We start from the raw sequence: 19296 nt of genomic DNA on the forward strand, positions 1-19296 counted from the left end.
AGTGTGTCCATTTTTGATCTTTGGTGCTATATTTGTACATAAATCAACATAAGCACATTGTGAGAGGTGTATATGAACGCATCCCATGCAGCGCAAAAGCAAGAACAGCCTGATGCTGGTAACGTGGTATTGCCTGTCGTGTTTAATATTCTCGATAAGTGGTCGTGCACACAAGCGCAGCAAATGGCCATTCTCGGCCTAACCAGCCGTTCAACGTTAAACAAGTACCGTAGCCACCCTGAATCAGCCAAAGTCTCAAAGGATTTGCTGGAGCGGATGAGCTATATCCTGAATATTCATAAATGTCTGCGGATCATGTTTACGGCTGAAGACAGTGTTTATCAATGGGTACAGAAGCCGAATTCCCACCCGTTCTTTGCCGGACGCTCGGCAATGGATATTATGAATCAGGGAAAGGTGGTTGATTTGTATCAGGTTGCTTCTCGCCTTAATGCGTGGCGAGGTGGGAAATCATAAATGGACTACCCAATGAAGCAGTTTTGCGATCAGCATTGCTATCGCCTGATCCCATCAAAATATCCGCCAATCAACTTGTACGAAGATGTTGCTGAGCCTGGGCAGCTTGAAGCAATATTTGCGGTAGAAGCTATTACAAATCCGCGCCTTTCCGAAGAGGTTGGCAATTTTAGTCTGGTTCCGCCGGAAGAACGCTTGGTGGGGATCCCGCATTGTAGTTATGTCATGGCGGCTTTTACCCATGTCAGCCCCGATGGAGCCCGGTTCAATACCGCTGACTATGGTGCTTATTATGCTGCGCCGGATGTTAATACTGCGATAAAAGAAACGGTTCACCATATGGAACGGGTAATGGGTTATACCCAGGAACCAGCGCAAGATATTCAAATGCGCTGTATCGATGCATGGTTTAGTGCTGATCTGACCAATATAACCGAGCAGCAGTACCTCGACTCCGATATTTACCATCCGACAAACTATTCTCATTCACAATCAGTTGCTGATGAAATCAAGGCAGAGAAGGGTGATGGAATTGTGTATCAGTCAGTTCGCCATCAGGGATATGACTGCTACGCACTTTTTAAGCCGAACTTGGTAACGAAAGTTTGCCAGTCGAAACACTATACCTATAAGTGGAATGGCGTATCGGTTAATTCTATTCTGGAGATTAACTTGGTGTGAGCTATACCAGCAGAGATGACTAAGTGTTCAGTTAACTTCTCAAATTAGACCTATCGCTAATAACAATTCTCTATACAAATTGGTAACATGGGGTGAAGGAAGGGAGAGCCTAGCCCGTCAGCTTTGTATGAGGTCAGTGGTATGATACGCCAGCAAGCTAAAATAGGATTTTGGAAAAATAGCTTGGTCAGGCGTTATTTGGCCTTTTCGCTGCTGATAGCCATCCTGCCGTTAAGTATCACGGCTGTTTTATATGATTCGCTGACAGCCAACCTGCTTAAAGATATGGATGCGCAGCAGGATACGCAGCAACTCCGGCAGAGCCAAAGCAGCATGGAATACATGATGCGTCAGCATCGTAACGCACTGCGGGCAATCAGCGAGTTGCCCGGTATCAATCAATTGTTGCAACCTGTACCTGCGCTAACTCTGCCTCGTCAGATATTAAACCTCATCTATTTTGATATTGACCGACCAGAAATCTACGGTGCCATATTGTTTGACCGTGACTGGCAGTTAAAGCGTGCTTTCCCTGGCCAGAGCGCCAGTGGTTATCCCTATTGGGGTGAAGGCAATCTCAACTTGGCGGCATTACCCCGGTTCTCATACGGGGAGGCGTTGTTGCTTGGCCCTCAAAAACCGCTCACGGCACAATCAGGCTGGTACCTTATGGCCTTTCCCCTCAGTGCCGATTTGCCGGATGAACCATCACCGGGGTTTATTGCTTTTCAGATCCGGCTAGCCAGTTTCACACAGCACCTACCGCCGATCTTGTCCGAGGGGGGGGCTCAGTCATGCCTCCGAGTTGAGGCGTTGGGCTGTTTTGATTCATTGGGACGTTGGAGCGACAGTCTGCCAGAAGATGTTATATCGTTGCCACTGTGGGACGGTTGGACGCTGGCGATGAGCCCGCGAGTTTTACCTTCGCTGGGAACCAATCAGCAGCGCTTATTACTTGCCTTGATGGCGATGCTTTCGGTGATTGGTGTCTGTGTGTTCTTTTATCTGGTGGTGCTCCGGATCAGAGGACGAGTCGTGCCGTTGATCCATGCTGCGGATGCCATCTCCCATGGGCAATGGGACACGCGTATTACCCCAAAGGGCAATGATGAGATTGCCTTGCTGGCAACGGCTTTTAACCAGATGACCTCCCGACTGAATGCGCTGCTTATTGCGCAAAGTGACATGGAGCGTAAAGCCGTTTGGGGGGAGTTTGCTACCGGGATAGCCCACGAAATCCGCAATCCGCTGGCAACGATCAAGGTGTGTGTTCAAGCGCTACCGGAGCAGGATGATGAAAGCCGGGAGCTTCGCGGCTTGATGGTAACTGAAATTGACCGGATCAATCACCTGATCAGTAACTTACTGGATTATGCCTTACCGCCGCAGCCCAATGGTGAACCGGTGTTGCTGTCGGGGTTATTGCACCGGCTCCATGTCCTAGTTTCCCCGCTTGCCAAAGATAAAGGGGTGTTGCTGAGTACGGACGAATGCTGCCCCTATGCAGTGATGGCTGATGCAGGGCAGCTTCAGCAGATATTAATGAACTTGCTAATCAATGCGGTTGATGCCACTGCACCAGGAGGTGAGGTGCAGATGTCATTTATTGAGGATGCAAAAGGCTCTTGCGTCATGGTGAAAGATACCGGCGAAGGCATGACGGAAAAGCAGATAGCCATGGTGACAGAGCCGTTTTATACCACCAAGACAACAGGAACAGGCTTGGGGCTTGCTGTGTCCTTGTGCCTAGCGAAGCAAAATCATGCCGAGCTTGGTTTTGACAGCATGCCCGGACATGGAACAACGGTTACCCTGAGGTTTGAGAAGGACTGTATTTGTGAGCCAGAAACCAACACTGTTAATTATTGATGATGAAGTAAATTTAACGCGTTCACTGAAAATTGCGCTGAAAAGTCAGGATTATGATATCGCGCTAGCCCATGATGCGGCAGCTGGGCTAGCAGCCGCTCATGCCCTGCGCCCGTTTATGGTATTGCTGGATTTGCGGTTGCCTGATAGTGACGACCTCCAGCCGCTGAGCCGACTGTGTACTTTGTTGGCTGACAGCAAAATTGTGATGATGTCAGCACATGGCGATATCAGTACTGCGGTCGAGGCGGTGAAAATGGGTGCCTCTGATTTTGTGACCAAGCCCTTCGATGTTGACCAGCTCAGACAGAGTGTAGCCCGATGCTTGGCAGATGCGCAGGCAGGGAGTCAGTGTAGTGGGCTAATAGGGCAAAGTCCGGTGATGGAAAAGCTGGCGCGAGAGCTGACTTTGATCGCCAAAAGCCATACCAAGACCATTCTATTGCTGGGTGAATCGGGCACCGGTAAAACGGCGGCTGCCTCACAGCTTCACCGGCAGAGCCATCTTGGCGAGAAGCCGTTTATTGAGGTTAATTGTGCGGCATTGCCAGAAGCCTTGTTGGAAGCTGAATTGTTTGGTGCTGAGAAAGGGGCGTATACCGGCGCACATCGCAGTCGGGGCGGTTTGATTGAAGCGGCAGATGGCGGGACCTTGTTTCTTGATGAGGTGGGTGAACTGACGCTGCCGACTCAAGCTAAGTTGCTGTCTTTTTTGGAAAATCAGCGCTATCGCCCGGTTGGTTCCGCTGCCGAAAAACAGGCTGATGTGAGGATTGTTGCGGCGACCAACATGCATCTTCGTAATGCTATGGAAGTGGGACAATTTCGATCTGATCTCTTTTACCGACTCAATGTCATGCCGGTACATATCCCCTCATTGGCTGAGCGGCGGGAAGATATTCCCCTGTTAATGGCCTATTTCGCAAATTGTTTGCGTTTTGACGGTAAAGCATTGTCTTTTTCCGAGGCTGTTACCGAAGCCTTCTGTCAGTACCCGTGGCCGGGCAATATCCGTGAGCTGAAAAATTTCATTGAACGTTTGTCGGTGCTCTATCCCGGACTGCTGGTCACCACCGCAATGCTGCCACCTGACTGGCAGACCGTCACGGAGGCAGCGAGTAGCCTGCCAGAAACCAGCACTCAGCCACAAACCGCTGTCGTATCCAGCGAGCAACTGGCTCCTGAAATATTGGTACCCGATGCGATGACGATCGGCAACCCAGTCGTCAGCCATCTCGCTAATGAGGAAAAGAAAATGATCCTCCATGCACTGCGTGAGACCGGTGGACATAAAGGCAATGCCGCCAAGCTGTTGCAGATCTCCCGTCATGCCCTCAAGCGACGCCTGCAGAAGCTGGGGATCCAGCTATGAATCGGGCGTCGTGGTTACTGATCGGCTGGCTATGGAGTACAGTGGCTGCTGCTGAAGTGGTGCTTGGCGGCGACAAGGGGAGTGTAGATCTGGATATTGGCTGCTTGTATCCCCTTACCGGACCGTCAGCACTTTGGGGCAGGGATGCGGTTGTGGCGATTGAAATGGCACTCGACAAGATCAACGCTGATCCATCTGCGCCAAATATGCGAGTCACTGTAGCCGATACCATGGGGAAGCAATACCGCTCACGAGAAATTGCCCTGCAGTTCATCGAACGTGAACAGGTGGATGTGCTCTGTGGTGTGGTGAACTCCAACATCGCGCTGGAGACGTCCAAGCTCGCATTTGAAAGCCGGACGTTATTCCTCGGCGCGGGGCACAGCTCGCCCCGCTTAACCGAAGATGCGCTTCACCCGTGGTATTTCCATTTAAACAATGATGCAAGCCAATCGAGCGGGGCCGGAGCCAGGTACCTTCAGGACGTTAAAGATAAATGGAGATGGAAGACTCTTTCTTACATCGGCCCTGACTATGAATATGGGCATCAGATTTGGCGAAAAATGGTGTCAGCGCTTGATGCACTGGGTGTGGATTATCAGGTGAAAGATGAGTTCTACAGTTTGCATGGCGAAAAAGAATACAGCCGACATATTGACGCGTTGCTGGCTGATCCCCCGGATATTGTTGTCAGCGGCCACTGGACCCGTGACTTGGTCAGCTTCATTGAGCAGGCTCAGCTGGCAGGACTGTTTGCCCGCACCCGCTTCGTCAATTTTGATACTGGTGGGGGCTATTTTGTCCTGTCACGACTGGGTGACGCCGTTCCTGAAGGGTTGGTGCTTTCTGCGCGTTCACATGTTAACTGGCCTGCCACCGAGGCTAACCGGGATTATGTTGATGAGTTTTACCGACGGGCTGGGCGTTACCCGACCTTCATTGCACAAGATGCTTACGCTGTGATAGTTGCACTCGCAGCAGCGTGGAAACAGGCCCCGGAGAAAACTGTTGAAGGTGTTCGGTTGTCGCTCAGCGGGCTCTCGGTTTCTCTACCGGAAGATCCTGATGGCTTTCAGTCAGTCATCGATCCTCGTACCCATCGTATACTCCAGGTCCAGGCGATTGGAGAGACCGTTGCAGACGAGCGTTATGCTCCTGCCACCCGGACATTGGGCAAATGGAAATACTATTTCCCCAATGACTTACCCAATGCTATTGAAAGCGTTACTGAAACCAGTGTCATTGATAGTAGCGCTCAGGTGAGCGCTCAAAATGGCGGTTAGGAGCGGAAAGCGCTCATCCCGGGCGTCAGGCGCTCATTGTAGCTCGCCCTAAATGGCTGAGTCACCCTATTGTTTTTACTTGTTGGTAACAAATTTATTTTGATTTCCAGCTATCAAGGTTAAACGAGCTTATGGTTTATTTTGGTTTAATATCAGTGATTTAAACTTGATGCTTAAACGTGATGAATATGTATGGTTAAAGCTGATGAATATGATGCTGTTACATTTTATTCACATTGGCATCATCATTGCTCTTGTTGTGAGGTGAATAATAGAAGCCAATACAACAGGAGAGACTATGTCGGTGATTAAACGCTCACATGGAAAAGAACAACCTTACTGGCCGGCTGGGCCTTTTAAAATACGCCTCCCTTTCATCCATTATCGCTGGGAGCTCGCGGAAACTATCCAAGGCATGATCATGTTTGTCGTCAGTATGGCGATGATCCCGCTTCTGGAGAAATACCTTGGTCTGCCCTATGACGTTGCGCTTGCCTATGTAGTTGTGTGCGGAATTGGATTTATGCTACCCAACCTGCTGGGTGTCCCAATGGTTCCTGGCTGGATCACCCCAGCCATTCCGGTGGTATTGTTATTTTTGGGGAATTTCGAGCCGGGGCCAGAATCGATCCGTGCACTGATGGGGCTGCAACTGCTCGTCACTGCCATTTTCTTTATTCTCGGGATCACCCGATTGGGTAGCAAACTGGTCGACTTGTTCCCTGACTCAATCAAGGCCGGGATCTTGATTGGTGCCGGGATCGCAGCCATTACAGGCGAGATCAGTGAAGGAGGGCGGCTGGCCAATACTCCCGTCTCATTAATCATCGGGTTTATTGTTACGGCATACGTCCTGTTTTCGCTTAATTTCCGTGATTATGTCAACCAACACAAATGGGCGAAGGTAATTGCAGGCTATGGCATGGTCCCAGGCACACTGGTCGCAATGGCTGTCGGCTGGATCGTCAGCGAATATCCACTACCAGCGGTTGAGTTCGGTTTTTCCGCCCCGGCCTTTGGTGACATGGTCAATTATCTGCCATTTACGGTGGGGCTGCCATCACTAGAAATGCTTTGGTTAGCCGTACCAACGGCTTTAATTGCCTACGTGATAGCGTTCGGTGACATCATTGTCGGGAAAAGCCTGCTAGATCGTGTCGATCACCTGCGACCTGATGAGCATATCGAGGTTAATGTCGACAGGGTTCACCTGGTAACGGCACTCAGGAACCTGATCCATGCCTTTTTTGCCCCGTATCCGGGATTGGCCGGGCCACTGTTTACCGGTGCGATGGCGACCATTGCGGAGCGCTACCGACATGGTCGAAAGGCGATGGATAGCATATACAGCGGGGCCGGGATATTTTGGATTGTCGGGTTTATGGCCTTGTTTGCGTTGCCATTGATCACCTTGTTCAAGCCAGTATTACCGATCGCACTGTCTATTACCTTACTGATCACTGGATACCTTTGTATTTCGGTGGGTGTCGAGCAAGTGCGTAATGCAACCCAGATGGGCGTGGCCGGGACTATGGGAGTGGTATTGGCGGTATACGGCGCAGGTTTCGGGTTACTTGCCGGTATTGTTCTTTATCTTCTTATTGAATGGCGTAGCAAGCGTCACAGTGCCGATGACGCGATTGAAGAAGAAGAGCCTATTGAGATAGTTGAAAACTAATCTTTCACCACTTTTTATCAGTTTGAGTTCCGGCTCTTGGTTAGGGAGCCGGCTATCAGGGAAGAATACATATGTCTAAACACAATATTTATGAAATTGGCCTCGATAAAACGCCTGCAAATTTCGAAAGCCTTAGTCCGCTAAGTTTCTTAGAGCGTGCCGCCAGTGTGTATCCGGATTACACCGCTATTGTGCATGGTCCTATCGTACGGAGCTGGAAGGAGACCGAATCACGCTGCCGTCAGTTGGCTTCAGCCCTTAACAAGCAGGGGGTGCGCGAAGGTGATACTGTCTCAGTGGTGGCACCTAATATTCCGGAGGTGTTTGAAGCTCATTTTGGTGTGCCAATGTCGGGTGCCGTGCTAAATGCCATCAATACCCGGCTTGATGCCGATGCTATGGCGTTTATCTTTCAGCATGCGGAAAGCAAAGTGGTCATCGTTGACCGTGAGTTCACTGATGTCGTGAGCAAAGCACTGAAAATGATCGCCCATAAACCATTGGTGATAGCCATTGATGATCCGCTGTACCAGCAAGGATCACTGATCTGTCCACTGACCTATGAAGAATTTCTTTGTGGCGGTGATGAGAACTATCTGTATGGGCCGCCAGCTGATGAGTGGCAGGCCATTTCACTGAACTACACATCCGGAACAACCGGTAACCCTAAAGGTGTTGTCTACCATCACCGTGGCGCTCACTTGAACGCCGTAAGCAATATCCTCTCATGGGGGATGGGGCAGTTTCCAGTTTACCTGTGGACCTTACCCATGTTTCATTGCAATGGCTGGTGCTTTCCATGGACAGTTGCTGCCACGGTAGGGGTCAGTGTCAGTCTGCGCCATGTCAGGGCTGATGATATTTTTGCAGCCATCCATGAACACAAGGTAACCCATTTCTGCGGTGCACCGATTGTGCTCAATATGATGAATAACGCTGATGATGGCATGAAACAGGGAATAACCCACCAGGTTCATGCGATGACAGCGGGGTCGGCGCCGCCAGCCTCAGTGATTGAAGGCATGGAGGCAATGGGGATAGAGGTGACACATGTTTATGGCCTGACAGAAACCTATGGCCCCTGCGTGGTGTGTGATTGGCAAAGGGACTGGGACAACCTCAGTGGCCAGGAAAAAGCCCGTATGAAAGCCCGTCAGGGAGTGCGATCGCCCATGCAGGGCGAGTTGATGGTCGCTAATCCTGTGACGTTGCAACCGGTAGCAAAAAACGGTGCTGAAATGGGGGAGATTTTCTTACGGGGTAACATTGTAATGAAAGGCTACCTTAAAAATCCGACAACCACTAATGAGGCGTTGACTGAGGGGTGGTTCAGGACCGGGGATCTGGCAGTATGGCACTCGGATAATTACATCGAAATTAAAGATCGTTCCAAAGATATTATCATCTCGGGTGGCGAGAATATCTCCAGTATTGAGGTAGAAGATGTGCTTTACCGCCACCCGGATATTGAGGAAGTTGCGGTGATTGCCATGCCTGATGAAACGTGGGGAGAAGTGCCATGTGCCTTTGTCAAAACGCGTGAAGAGCGTGTACTGAGTCAGGAAGAAGTCATTGATTTTTGTCGCTCACAGATGGCGCATTTCAAGGCTCCAAAGAAAGTGATTTTTACACAGCTTCCCAAAACCTCGACAGGTAAAGTACAAAAATATGTGCTGAGAAATCAGGTACGTTAATTTATACCAATCAACATAAGTATTTGAACAAAAAATCACCTATTGCTGTGTTAGACTTCTTTAAAAAAAAGCGTAATTAGAACCATTAGTTACGGTAAATTCTTTCTTGTTTTAGGTGATTTTTCCTACCCAACTTTCTAAACACTTAGCTATCCCAATTGACATTAAAGCAGTGTTCAAGGTGCTGTTGGTTGGGGTTATCTGGTCATGAAAACTACAGTGGCAGAACCGTTGAAGCAAACAAAAATGGGGCTTTCAAGCACTGCACTCTCAGTGTTACGACAGCAATACCTTCACTAATTGATACGTGGGTAGGATAAGAAATGACATCAGGATGTATAATACATCTGTAGGATGTTTGTGGTGGAGCTTAAGGTGCGAGAAATCACACTCTAAGCTTGGATAGCTTTCACATCTTTTCAGGCATTAAATACTGTTAGTAATAGATGAGAGCTTGCCTGTGAATATAGAATATTTGACTGATATTATCATTCTGTTATCTGCGGCAGTCATTACTGTCCCTGTATTTAAATTCTTAGGTTTTGGTACTATTCCGGGGTTTTTGGTTGCGGGGGCAATCGTAGGGCCGTCAGGGCTAAGCTATATTCAGGATTACGATGTTATTGCCCAACTCGCTGAGTTTGGTGTGATCCTCCTCTTGTTTCTTATCGGGATAGAAATTAAACCATCTAGTCTTTGGAATATAAGGAGGTTGGTATTAGGGCTTGGTACTCTTCAGGTTCTAATAACAGGTGGTTTAATAACTGTAATAACACATGAAACCTTTAATTTTCCATGGGAAACTTCACTTTTGATAGGGTTGGCGTTAGCCCTTTCCTCAACGGCTTTTGTACTTCAACTGTTAACAGAAAGGAAGATGATCTCATCAGAATACGGAAGGCCCTCTGTCGCTGTATTACTGTTACAAGATCTGGCGGTTGTCCCTCTTTTGGCTTTTGTTTCATTTATGGCCGAACCGGAGCTAACAATATTAGAAGATATTTCTCTAGCATTGGCTGAGGCATTCATCATTCTTTTGTTCATTATTGCTATAGCCAGATATATTTTGACGCCATTGCTTAACATGCTTTCCCGGTTTGGTTCCCCCGAGATATTTACTGCATCTGCTTTACTTTTGGTATTGGGCTCGGCATATGCGATGGAGAGTATTGGGTTGTCAATGGCCATGGGAGCATTTATTGCTGGCCTCTTGATTGCTGACTCATCTTATCGCCATCAAATTATCGCAGAGATCCAGCCATTTCGAGGCTTGCTTCTAGGGCTGTTTTTTATGTCAATGGGTATGTCCTTAGATATAGAGCGCTTTTTAGAGCATCCTTTTGTTCTTTTCGGTGTGGTTATTGCGCTAATGACGCTCAAGTTTTTCATTCTCTGGCCTTTGTCATATTTATTCGGAATTAAGAAAAAACCATCGATTTCGGTAGCGTTACTATTAGCGCAAAGTGGTGAGTTTGCACTGGTGTTGTTTGCATTATCGAAAAGTATGGGAGTTTTGGAAGAGACTTTATTCCAACACCTTCTTATTATTGTCCTGCTGAGCATGCTCTTAACACCAGTGCTAGATAAATTAGCTTATCGGATATTTTTGGCCTCGCGTAAAAGTACTACAACAATGCAGCATGTTGATATTGGTCTAGGCGAGCAACATGTCAAGCCTGTCATTATTGCGGGGTTTGGAAGAATGGGTCATCGAGTCGGTTATATTATGGAGTTGATGAAAGTACCTTATCTAGCAATCGATAACGATGAGTCTCTCGTGGAACGTGAACGTTCAGAAGGCAGGCCTGTGTATTTCGGAGATGTTCAGAGCCTCCAAGTACTAAGAGCGGCCGGGGCGACTGATGCTCCCTTTGTGATCATTTCAATTAATGACCCGGGCGTGGCAGAGAAAGTTGTTTCTTCTCTTCATTCTGCCGTTCCAGACATTCCTATTTTTGCTCGGGGACATGACCTTGTAAAGTGCCGCGAACTTAGAGCGGTTGGTGCGCACTATACAGTTTCGGAGACTCTCGAGGCCAGCGCAGAACTTGCCCGTTCTGCATTACTTCATATGGGTGTTGAAGGTTCGGAAATAGCAATTGCGCTAGAACAGTTTCGGAAAGACTATTATACACAGCTTAATAACGGTGAAAATAAAAGGCAAACTAACACATATTCAACCAAAGGGAAATAAATTCAGCGCACCGATAATATTCAATCGACTGCGACTTCCTGTTGTTTTAAAAAGTTTATCTTGTCCTTTACGTATCCAACCATGGGTTATTTAAGTGGCTTGAGTTGAGTGAACAGTATCGATGAAAAAAATCGATTCATCCTAGCCACAAGCCGCTTTGAGAGACTTACAAGTCTCGATAAAGATCTGCTGTTTTGCTTCATCAAATTTATGTAGGACACCTTTCGGTATCTTGTAGCTATAGCCATTGTGATAAAGCTATTTGTTCATCACCGGGACACTATATTGAACGCCAAAATGTTCCATTACATAGGCTATGATTTGGTGAGTATGATGGTAGGTATGCTCATCCAGATGCTCAATAAGAGCCATCGTTTGAGTTACAGATAAGTATCCCGATGAACCACCATTTCTAGGTTTCAGCTTTTCAGATCGTTCATAGTCACTGAGATGATGATGAACGGTCGTTTCATGGATATGAAGAGCTTGTGTAATCATGGATGTACTCCAACCTTCAGATGTAGGAAGTCCGTTTTATACGGTCATGCACTCGACCATCACGAGTCTTATCATGCTGGCTTTCGAGTTCTTGTTTTTGCTTTTTGGTTAGAGTCATTTTCATAGTGTGTAGCATGGTTCTCATTATTGATCACGGGTATAATGCGGTTGCCATCTCTATTTCCTATTTCAAGTTATGCGTGTTTTGGTGAAAGCGCTTTCATGTTGTATGGTTTTCTGTAAAATACTCCTGTTTTTTTGAAGGTAGCCAACGATAACAATGGGTCAAGAGAGTAGTTGTCGTTAAAAAGAGTTTCTGAAGGAAAATGTAATCAACTAGATTCAGCAGAGCTTGGTTTGTGTTCTATTAACAAGTAGAACGATCAATGAGATATAAAACATGGTGAATAAGTTGAGAGGAAAGTTACCAATAATCGAGGTTAAAAACTATGCGTACGAAATTTGTGAACCCTTTCTTATCTTCCTTCCTGAATGTATTGAAGACAATGGCATCAATAGAGTTAAGGACTCAAAAACTGCGCATCAAAGCTGATGAAGTTACCAATATGGTAAAGCATTTATCGAAATCTGCTTCGATTAATAGTATCGGATAATTAGAGATAGAAGCATATGTACCCATATTGATCCAAGATAGATCATATGTATCACACACAGCTATCAGTTTTAACTTTATATAGAGTGAAGGTTTGTTCATTGTGAGTTCTATTTTCTCAGATAAACGTTATACAAATGAAGCAATGAAAACGGCGGCTAAGGTAAGTAAGCAAGTTGAATCTCGGCATGCAAAGTGGATGGTGAGCTTACGATACCTTGTTGATCAAAGCAGTGTTGACCATGTCTTCAGTCGTCAGACAGAATTCTGCGATACTATTATTCTTAATGAGAAGGAACGGGTGACAGGTAATCAACGCTTATTGCTTGATTGCGAGCGGAAGCGCGTGTTGGATAAACGCGTAGAAAGTCTCGTCAAGCAACAGCAGTATAAGCAAAATGTAGTTTTGATAACTGATACCGCCAGGCAAGTGATGGAAGAACGCTTTAAAAAAATGCCTATTGAACGCTTGTCAGGAATTCATGATGGCTTCGCTCACTTTGCGTCATTTGCCTATTCCCCTACCATGAGCTTCCAAAAACTAGGGTCTATGACGGTCATGCATCATTCTTTATCGAAAGAGATTCTAGATTTGGTAAATAATCAGAAGTTTTGTGAGCAAATGGGAAGAGGAAGAAGGAATATTTCTGATGCTAAAACTGCCCTTGGCTTTATTGGTATTGAAAATTGTCGAATGCTGTTTCCGGTACTGATGATGAAACCCTTGTTGAAGTGGGCGGATAGCAGCACAAAGTTAATAACGCCCAAAGCCTGGCAACATGCTGTTATGACGGCTAATGTGGCACGTATCCGTCTAAAGGCCTCTGGTTACAAAGAGCCGGATGAAGGTGTGTTTATGGGCGTATTGCGTAGTCTCGCGTTATTTGCTGTTTGCAATCATTTCTCAGATTGCTTTGATGAAGCTAAGGAGAGGGTTATGCAAGATTTTCGTCAACGTGAATTGCGGGACGAATATTTTTCTTGCGTAGATATTACTCCAAAAATGGGTTTTTTACCTGATATTATTCAAAATTGGGAAAAGACAATTACTCACAAAATTGTTGATTATATTGACTGGGGGCCCCGCAATCTTCATTTGAAGAATGCCTTGTTGGAAGATCTTGAAGATGTACCTGTGCTAGAACGAAGTGTACATGGTACGGCTTTGGGCCAGGCTAGAGCATTTTCCATTTATGACATGATGGAATCCACTCAAGGATTTGAGCCTGAGCATACACCTTTTTGGTTGGCGAATATGCAACTTGATGGGAAGATTATTGCTGATATTCGGAAACAAAATCCTGGTAAGTTTGTTTTCCATAACTAAGTCACATTCAATGTTGTTTAATTCCCCGGTAATGACTCAAGCTAGTAAGATGTATAAATTCGAAGAAGGAAGTATACACAACGAAACTTTAAGAGACGGTGGTTTTGTGAGGATCCTCCTAATATCATTAATGATATAATTGTTGATATTGACATCCTTTGTGTTAATGATATTTTCATTAGAAAGCGCTTTCTCGGTGGGTGAAACTTTTTGAGCATAGTTGTATATGTAACGGTTTGGTTAGGTATATGACATATTTTTACAATGCTAATTGAGGCACCAATCAAGCGGTACAGTTACCATGGATGGATATCTTTATGAGTGTAAAAGCAAAAGTTTTGATTTTATTTGGGGTGCTACTCTCAGCTGTGATATCTGTGATAACAGCGGTAGGGTACAGTAATTTTGAAGCAGCCTCTATTGACAACTACACTAGTGCTCTTGAACGACAGGCGCATCTGATGGCAAGCTCAATTGAGCAAAAAATGAAGCGCAATTTTGATGTTCTACACGTGGCTTCTGAGAATCTATCTATTGATAATGAAGGGAGCGTTGATGTTGGTGATGTTCTTAAAGTTCTTCAGTCAATATCCGCTAACATGGATGTCATTAATGCTTATACGGCAATTAAAACCGGTGAAACGTATTCTACTTCGACAAAAGGCTTAGTCCCGAACTTTAACGCTAAGAAAAAACGAAGAGAGTGGTTTGTCAGGGTGTTTAATGGTGAAGATAATGTAATCACAACTCCCTATACTAGTGCAGAGGGGGATGCTGTAATGGCCATTGCTGTACCTGTCAAAAGGGGAGGCAACATTGTCGCTGCTCTAGTAACAAATATAAAAGTAAATAAAATCACCTCCTTCATCAATGATCTGAGTAATAATAATCAGCTTTTTGTAAGTCGACAAGATGGCTATCTATTAGCTGCAAAGTACCCTGACTATATAGGCAAAAACCTTTTTGAAATGAGACCCAGCTATAAGCAGTTTAAGGATACAGAGGTCAGCCAGCATTCTTATGTTTTTAAGGGGCGTGACTATTTTGTACTATCATCACAACTCCCGACTTTAGGTTGGACTGTTTGGGCATGGGATTCATGGGAAAATATTGATGATGCGTCAAACTCAAATCTAATAGTGAGTGCGATTGTTGCGCTTGTGTTTATTTTGGTTTCACTGGTTATCATCTATGTGGTAACAATTCGAGTTATTTATGACCCTATTGGTGGGGAGCCTGGAGAAATCGAAAACATTGTTGCAAGTGTGGCTTCAGGTGATTTGGTTTCAGCTGGTGTATCTAAAGGAAACGAAACCGGGATTTATGCTGCAATAATACAGATGGCAGAAAGCTTGAGAGGTACAGTATTAAGTATTAATGAAATCAAGGTATTGCTTAGTCGTTCCTCATCACATATATCAAGCTCAGCTGTGGCTGTAAATCAGAGTTCCGAAGCTCAAATGAGACAATTAGAGCAGACATCTACTGCTATGAATGAAATGACTGTTACAGTCGAAGAAGTGGCAAGAAATGCACAACAAGCATCATCTTCGGCGATGGAGGCCCATGAGTTCTCAGAGAATGGTATCAAAGTTGTTCAAGATGTGAATGCAAGCATCATTGATTTGGCTAAAGGGATGGAATGTGTTCAGAATGTTGTTAACAAACTTGATACTGAAACCAAAAGTGTTGGACAAATTCTCGATGTCATTAAAGGTATTGCTGAACAAACAAACTTACTTGCATTGAATGCTGCAATTGAAGCGGCGCGAGCAGGAGAGCAAGGTAGAGGTTTCGCTGTGGTTGCGGATGAAGTGAGAAATCTAGCTAACCGAACTCAAGATAGTACGAATGAAATACAGGAATTGATATCTACCTTGCAGACGGAGGCACGTAATTCCGTTGAGCTGATGAACATAAATGTTAATGACACCCAAAACACACTTGAAAAGTCGGAGCAGGCAAATAGGGCACTGGAATCAATTCAAAAGTCAGTATCTATGATTCAAGATGTTAATAATCAAATTGCGACTGCTGCAGAGGAGCAGACACTAGTAGCGGGAGAGATAAATGCCAGCATCGCAGACATTAATATGCTAGCAAGAAGTACTTTTGATAGTTCGGAGAGTAATGCCTCATTAGCAAACGAGCTGACTAGCGCTGCTACTTCTCTCGATAAAGCTGTGTCTGAATTCAAAATAATGTGACTTTGATATTATTTTCTGTTAGATAAGAAATGATCGTACCAACAGTAAAACTGATTCATATATTAAATGAGGTGATACATATGAAATGGGAATGGCTGTTAAAAAAAGTGCAAAATACTGGTGGTGTCATGATTAAAGGTACTTTGCATATAATATTAGTGTCATAAGGTTTTAGAATGAAATAAACGCAATACCATCGTCGATCAATACTAACTTCCATCGTGGTAGTTTTCAATAAACCGCATTCTGAATACGGTTTTTATTCAACGGCTTTAGATGGGTAACAATCGACACAAAACATATAAAATTTGGAAGAAAGGATAGCAGTAAAACGTATAGCTGACATATCCATTTATGACGAAAAAAACATATAATTTTGTTGTATATGTGTTACGTTATAAGACGTGAAAGCGCTTTCCTCAAGGCTGAATTACTTGCTCATCAAACTTCAATGTAAAAACTCACATTTTCCTGTTTGATTGGTACCAAAAAATGTAAGCGGGAAGTTATTGAGTGATGTGGAGTTGCATTACATGTAACTCCACATTCTAAAGGACCTAAGTGTAGTTAGGAAGTACTGGGATGATTGACGAAAGAGTACGTTACTCCAATGAAGATAGTTTGATATCTACGACCACATCGAACAGCCACATCACGTATTGTAATGAGGATTTTAGTCGTGTTTCTGGATACGATGAGCAGGAACTACATAACAAGCCCCATAATGTAATCCGGCATAGTGATATGCCAAAAGTGGCGTTTGCTCAGATGTGGGATTATATCCAGTCTGGTCGTAGTTGGATGGGGTTGGTAAAAAACCGATGTAAGAATGAGGGGCATTATTGGGTCTCTGCATTTGTAACACCGATATGTGATACCGGAGGGAAAGTCTTTGAGTACCAGTCTGTCAGAACTCAGCCGGGCGATGAGCAGATAGAGAGAGCAAAGAAGCTCTATGGACGGTTGAAGGAAGGAAAAGCATCCATACGTCGTCGTCAATGGCTAGATTGGAGTTTAGGGGCTGGGATACTGCAAATGCTTCTAATCATCTCATGTCTCTTTGTGTCAGCGCCTTCGTTTTGGCTAGTGCTGGCTATAGCCTGCATCAGTGTTACTCAATGGGCTATGTTGTGGAGGTTAAGGTATCGTCATAGGAAGGTCAATTCACTGGCTAAAACGCATTATAGTAATCCGCTTATGGAGTTTCCCTATACTGGCCATTGTGATGATGTCTCTTCAATAGAGATAGCTATGTTAATGAAAAAAGCTGAGCTAAGAGCAGTAACAGCGAGGGCTTTTGATACCACTCGCCACCTATTGTTATCAGCAGAATATGAACTGGGAAATAGCCAATCTATTTATCAGCATCTTGCTGACCAAAATGTATCAAGTGATGCGATGGCTGTAGCTTCTGAAGAGATGTTGAGTGCTATTGACGATGTAGCTTCTCATGCTAAACAAAGTTTAGATTTTACAACCGAAGCACAGGAAACAGCACGTGTGGGAGTTGAAACTGTTCATGGAGCCGTTGAGACAGTTGAGGCATTGAGCCATCGGCTTGGTGAGTCTCGAACTGCGTTAGACAAGTTGTATACTGATGTTGACGCCATTGAGACTATCTTGGAAATGATTCAAGGAATAGCAGAGCAAACTAATCTACTTGCTTTAAATGCCGCCATTGAGGCAGCAAGGGCAGGAGAGGCGGGGCGTGGATTTGCGGTGGTGGCGGATGAGGTGAGAGCCTTATCAGAGAAAACCCGTCTATCTGTCGATGATATTCGTCAGAAGATCGAGGTTTTACAAGACACAGTTAAAGAAACTGGGGCACTAATGGAAGTAGGGCAGCGGGATTCTCAGTCTAGTGTATTGAAGTCACAACAAAGCCGGGAAGCGTTTGAGTCAATTGTTGCTAATCTTTCCTCAATCGGTGAGCAAAGTGAACATACCTCAGCAGCGATCGTGCAGCAAGCACAGGTTACTCAAGAAATGGTTAAGCACGTTCATCGAATGAAGGAAGCAACTGAGGGGACAAGGTTGCTGTCGGAATCCTCTGTCCAGAGAACAGGTCAGCTAGTTGAACGTCTTGAAAGTTTGGAACGGCTAATCGGCCAGTTTCGAAATTGAAGAACATCCTATTGAGGATACCTCTAGGCTGGGTAACATTTTTACCAGTCTAGAAAGCAAATTGTTACATTGAATCGGGGGTATTTTGATTGATACAAGCAACCATAGCTAACCAACCTTAACTTCCTGCTTGGTAGTTTTTCAATCAGCCGCATATCAAATGCGGTTTTTTTATTGTATTTGATCGTATCAAAGTACAAATTGATCGGCTCATATTGGATAGCTTCAACTTTCATTGAATGGAAGAAGCTTTCAACACAAGTGTTGTCCCAGCAGTTTTCTTTCCGACTCATACTTTGCTGTAACTTATAGGCTGTTATGAGTTTTCGGTAATCCTTTGAGCAATATTGGCTACCTCGGCCACTGTGAATAATGACATCCTCTGGGAACCCGCGACGGAATAAGGCCATCGACAGAGCATCACAGACCAGAGTCGCTGTCATCCGCTCTCCCATCGACCAGCCAACCACTTGTCGCGATGTAGGTGATATCACCCGCCCACTTCTGGTTGGGAGCGCTAGCAGTAAAGTCCTGAGCCAGCAAATTAGGGGCAACAGACATTTTATGGTTGCTGTCTGTTGTGCACTTAAATTTACGGGAAGCTTTTGCTACCAAGCTCTGCCGCTTCATACTATTGGCTATGGTCTTGACGTTATGATTATCGCCATTATCAGCCAGTTCGATCTGAATACGCCTAGAGCCATCACGACCTTTGCTCTTATCAAAAGCTTCTTTGACCTTAGCATCCAGCGAGTTACGCACTTCCATACGCTGGCAACTCTTATGACGATGCTTAACCCAGTAATAAAACCCACTTCGAGAGACTGCAAACACCTTAGCCATACAGAAAACGGTGAAATACAGCATGCTCGAGCATAAATTCGTAGCAATCTACTTTAGATTTTTCGCGAAGTAGGTGGCGGCCTTTTTTACAATTTCTAGCTCTTCGGCTTGCTCCGCGAGTTGCCGCTTCAGTTTGGCGACTTCAGCCGCTAACTCTTTTTCTCGCTGACTTGTACCAGTGTCATTATTGCAGCCTTACGCCAGCTATAGATTTGAGACTCATGCAGAGACAGTTGTCTTGCAGCGGCAGCAACACCAACTTTCTCGGCCAACTTCAGGGTTTCCGCTTTAAATTCTGGGGAATGGATGATACGTTTTTTCTTGTTTGTCATGGTTCACCTCGCTAGTGATTTTACTCACTTAACTCAGTGTCTAAAACTGCTGGTGCGGATCAGTCTTTATAATTAGAAAAGATGATTCATTGACTCTCGAGAGA

11 protein-coding genes and 3 pseudogenes are annotated in these 19296 nt (G+C 45.2%); 12 read left to right on the forward strand and 2 right to left on the reverse strand.

Annotation, left to right across the window (positions count from 1 at the left end; translation table 11 throughout):
- The first annotated feature begins 72 nt into the window (after positions 1–72).
- The 8 genes from AC51G0_RS09150 to AC51G0_RS09185 all read left to right on the forward strand — a co-directional run bounded on the left by AC51G0_RS09150 (position 73) and on the right by AC51G0_RS09185 (position 11248).
- Entirely contained in the window at positions 73–477 is a 405-nt protein-coding gene (locus tag AC51G0_RS09150) for an MbcA/ParS/Xre antitoxin family protein (RefSeq protein WP_496301741.1), read from the forward strand.
- On the forward strand, positions 478–1158 hold the full coding sequence (locus AC51G0_RS09155; protein WP_496301742.1) for an RES family NAD+ phosphorylase: 681 nt from the start codon (positions 478–480) through the stop codon (positions 1156–1158).
- Positions 1159–1299: 141 nt separating this feature from the next.
- The gene (locus AC51G0_RS09160) at positions 1300–3027 is read left to right on the forward strand and encodes a sensor histidine kinase (RefSeq protein ID WP_496301743.1); all 1728 of its coding nucleotides are present in this window, start codon (positions 1300–1302) and stop codon (positions 3025–3027) included.
- The gene (locus AC51G0_RS09165; RefSeq protein ID WP_496301744.1) at positions 2996–4399 is read left to right on the forward strand and encodes a sigma-54-dependent transcriptional regulator; all 1404 of its coding nucleotides are present in this window, start codon (positions 2996–2998) and stop codon (positions 4397–4399) included. The genes AC51G0_RS09160 and AC51G0_RS09165 overlap by 32 nt, the downstream gene beginning before the upstream one ends.
- Positions 4396–5682 (forward strand): ABC transporter substrate-binding protein, encoded by a 1287-nt coding sequence (locus AC51G0_RS09170; RefSeq protein ID WP_496301745.1) that lies wholly within the window; start codon positions 4396–4398, stop codon positions 5680–5682. Before AC51G0_RS09165 ends, AC51G0_RS09170 begins: the two co-directional genes overlap by 4 nt.
- A 298-nt stretch (positions 5683–5980) precedes the next feature.
- The gene (locus AC51G0_RS09175; protein ID WP_496301746.1) at positions 5981–7360 is read left to right on the forward strand and encodes a solute carrier family 23 protein; all 1380 of its coding nucleotides are present in this window, start codon (positions 5981–5983) and stop codon (positions 7358–7360) included.
- Positions 7361–7431: 71 nt separating this feature from the next.
- Positions 7432–9054, forward strand: a complete 1623-nt coding sequence (locus tag AC51G0_RS09180) for an acyl-CoA synthetase (RefSeq protein ID WP_496301747.1) — start codon at positions 7432–7434, stop codon at positions 9052–9054.
- 460 nt (positions 9055–9514) lie between these two features.
- A complete protein-coding gene (locus AC51G0_RS09185; protein WP_496301748.1) occupies positions 9515–11248 on the forward strand; it encodes a monovalent cation:proton antiporter-2 (CPA2) family protein in 1734 nt (577 codons plus the stop codon).
- Here AC51G0_RS09185 and AC51G0_RS09190 read toward each other — a convergent pair.
- Positions 11246–11870 (reverse strand): annotated as a pseudogene (locus AC51G0_RS09190) (winged helix-turn-helix domain-containing protein); the annotation flags it as partial. The gene AC51G0_RS09185 and the pseudogene AC51G0_RS09190 sit on opposite strands and share 3 nt — an antisense overlap.
- A 325-nt stretch (positions 11871–12195) precedes the next feature.
- Between AC51G0_RS09190 and AC51G0_RS09195 the strand changes: the two are divergent.
- The 4 genes and pseudogenes from AC51G0_RS09195 to AC51G0_RS09210 form a co-directional block, all read left to right on the forward strand.
- Positions 12196–12306, forward strand: a pseudogene (locus AC51G0_RS09195) (chemotaxis protein CheX); the annotation flags it as partial.
- A 156-nt stretch (positions 12307–12462) separates the two neighbouring features.
- Positions 12463–13686, forward strand: coding sequence for an HDOD domain-containing protein (locus AC51G0_RS09200; protein WP_496301749.1), 1224 nt, complete (start codon positions 12463–12465; stop codon positions 13684–13686).
- A gap of 317 nt (positions 13687–14003) precedes the next feature.
- The gene (locus AC51G0_RS09205; protein WP_496301750.1) at positions 14004–15893 is read left to right on the forward strand and encodes a methyl-accepting chemotaxis protein; all 1890 of its coding nucleotides are present in this window, start codon (positions 14004–14006) and stop codon (positions 15891–15893) included.
- Between the two features lie 582 nt (positions 15894–16475).
- Positions 16476–18017, forward strand: coding sequence for a methyl-accepting chemotaxis protein (locus AC51G0_RS09210; RefSeq protein WP_496301751.1), 1542 nt, complete (start codon positions 16476–16478; stop codon positions 18015–18017).
- Positions 18018–18220: 203 nt separating this feature from the next.
- Here AC51G0_RS09210 and AC51G0_RS09215 read toward each other — a convergent pair.
- Positions 18221–19192, reverse strand: a pseudogene (locus AC51G0_RS09215) (IS3 family transposase); the annotation flags it as partial.
- Between the last annotated feature and the right edge of the window lie 104 nt (positions 19193–19296).

This window comes from Photobacterium sp. HL06, assembly GCF_059552575.1.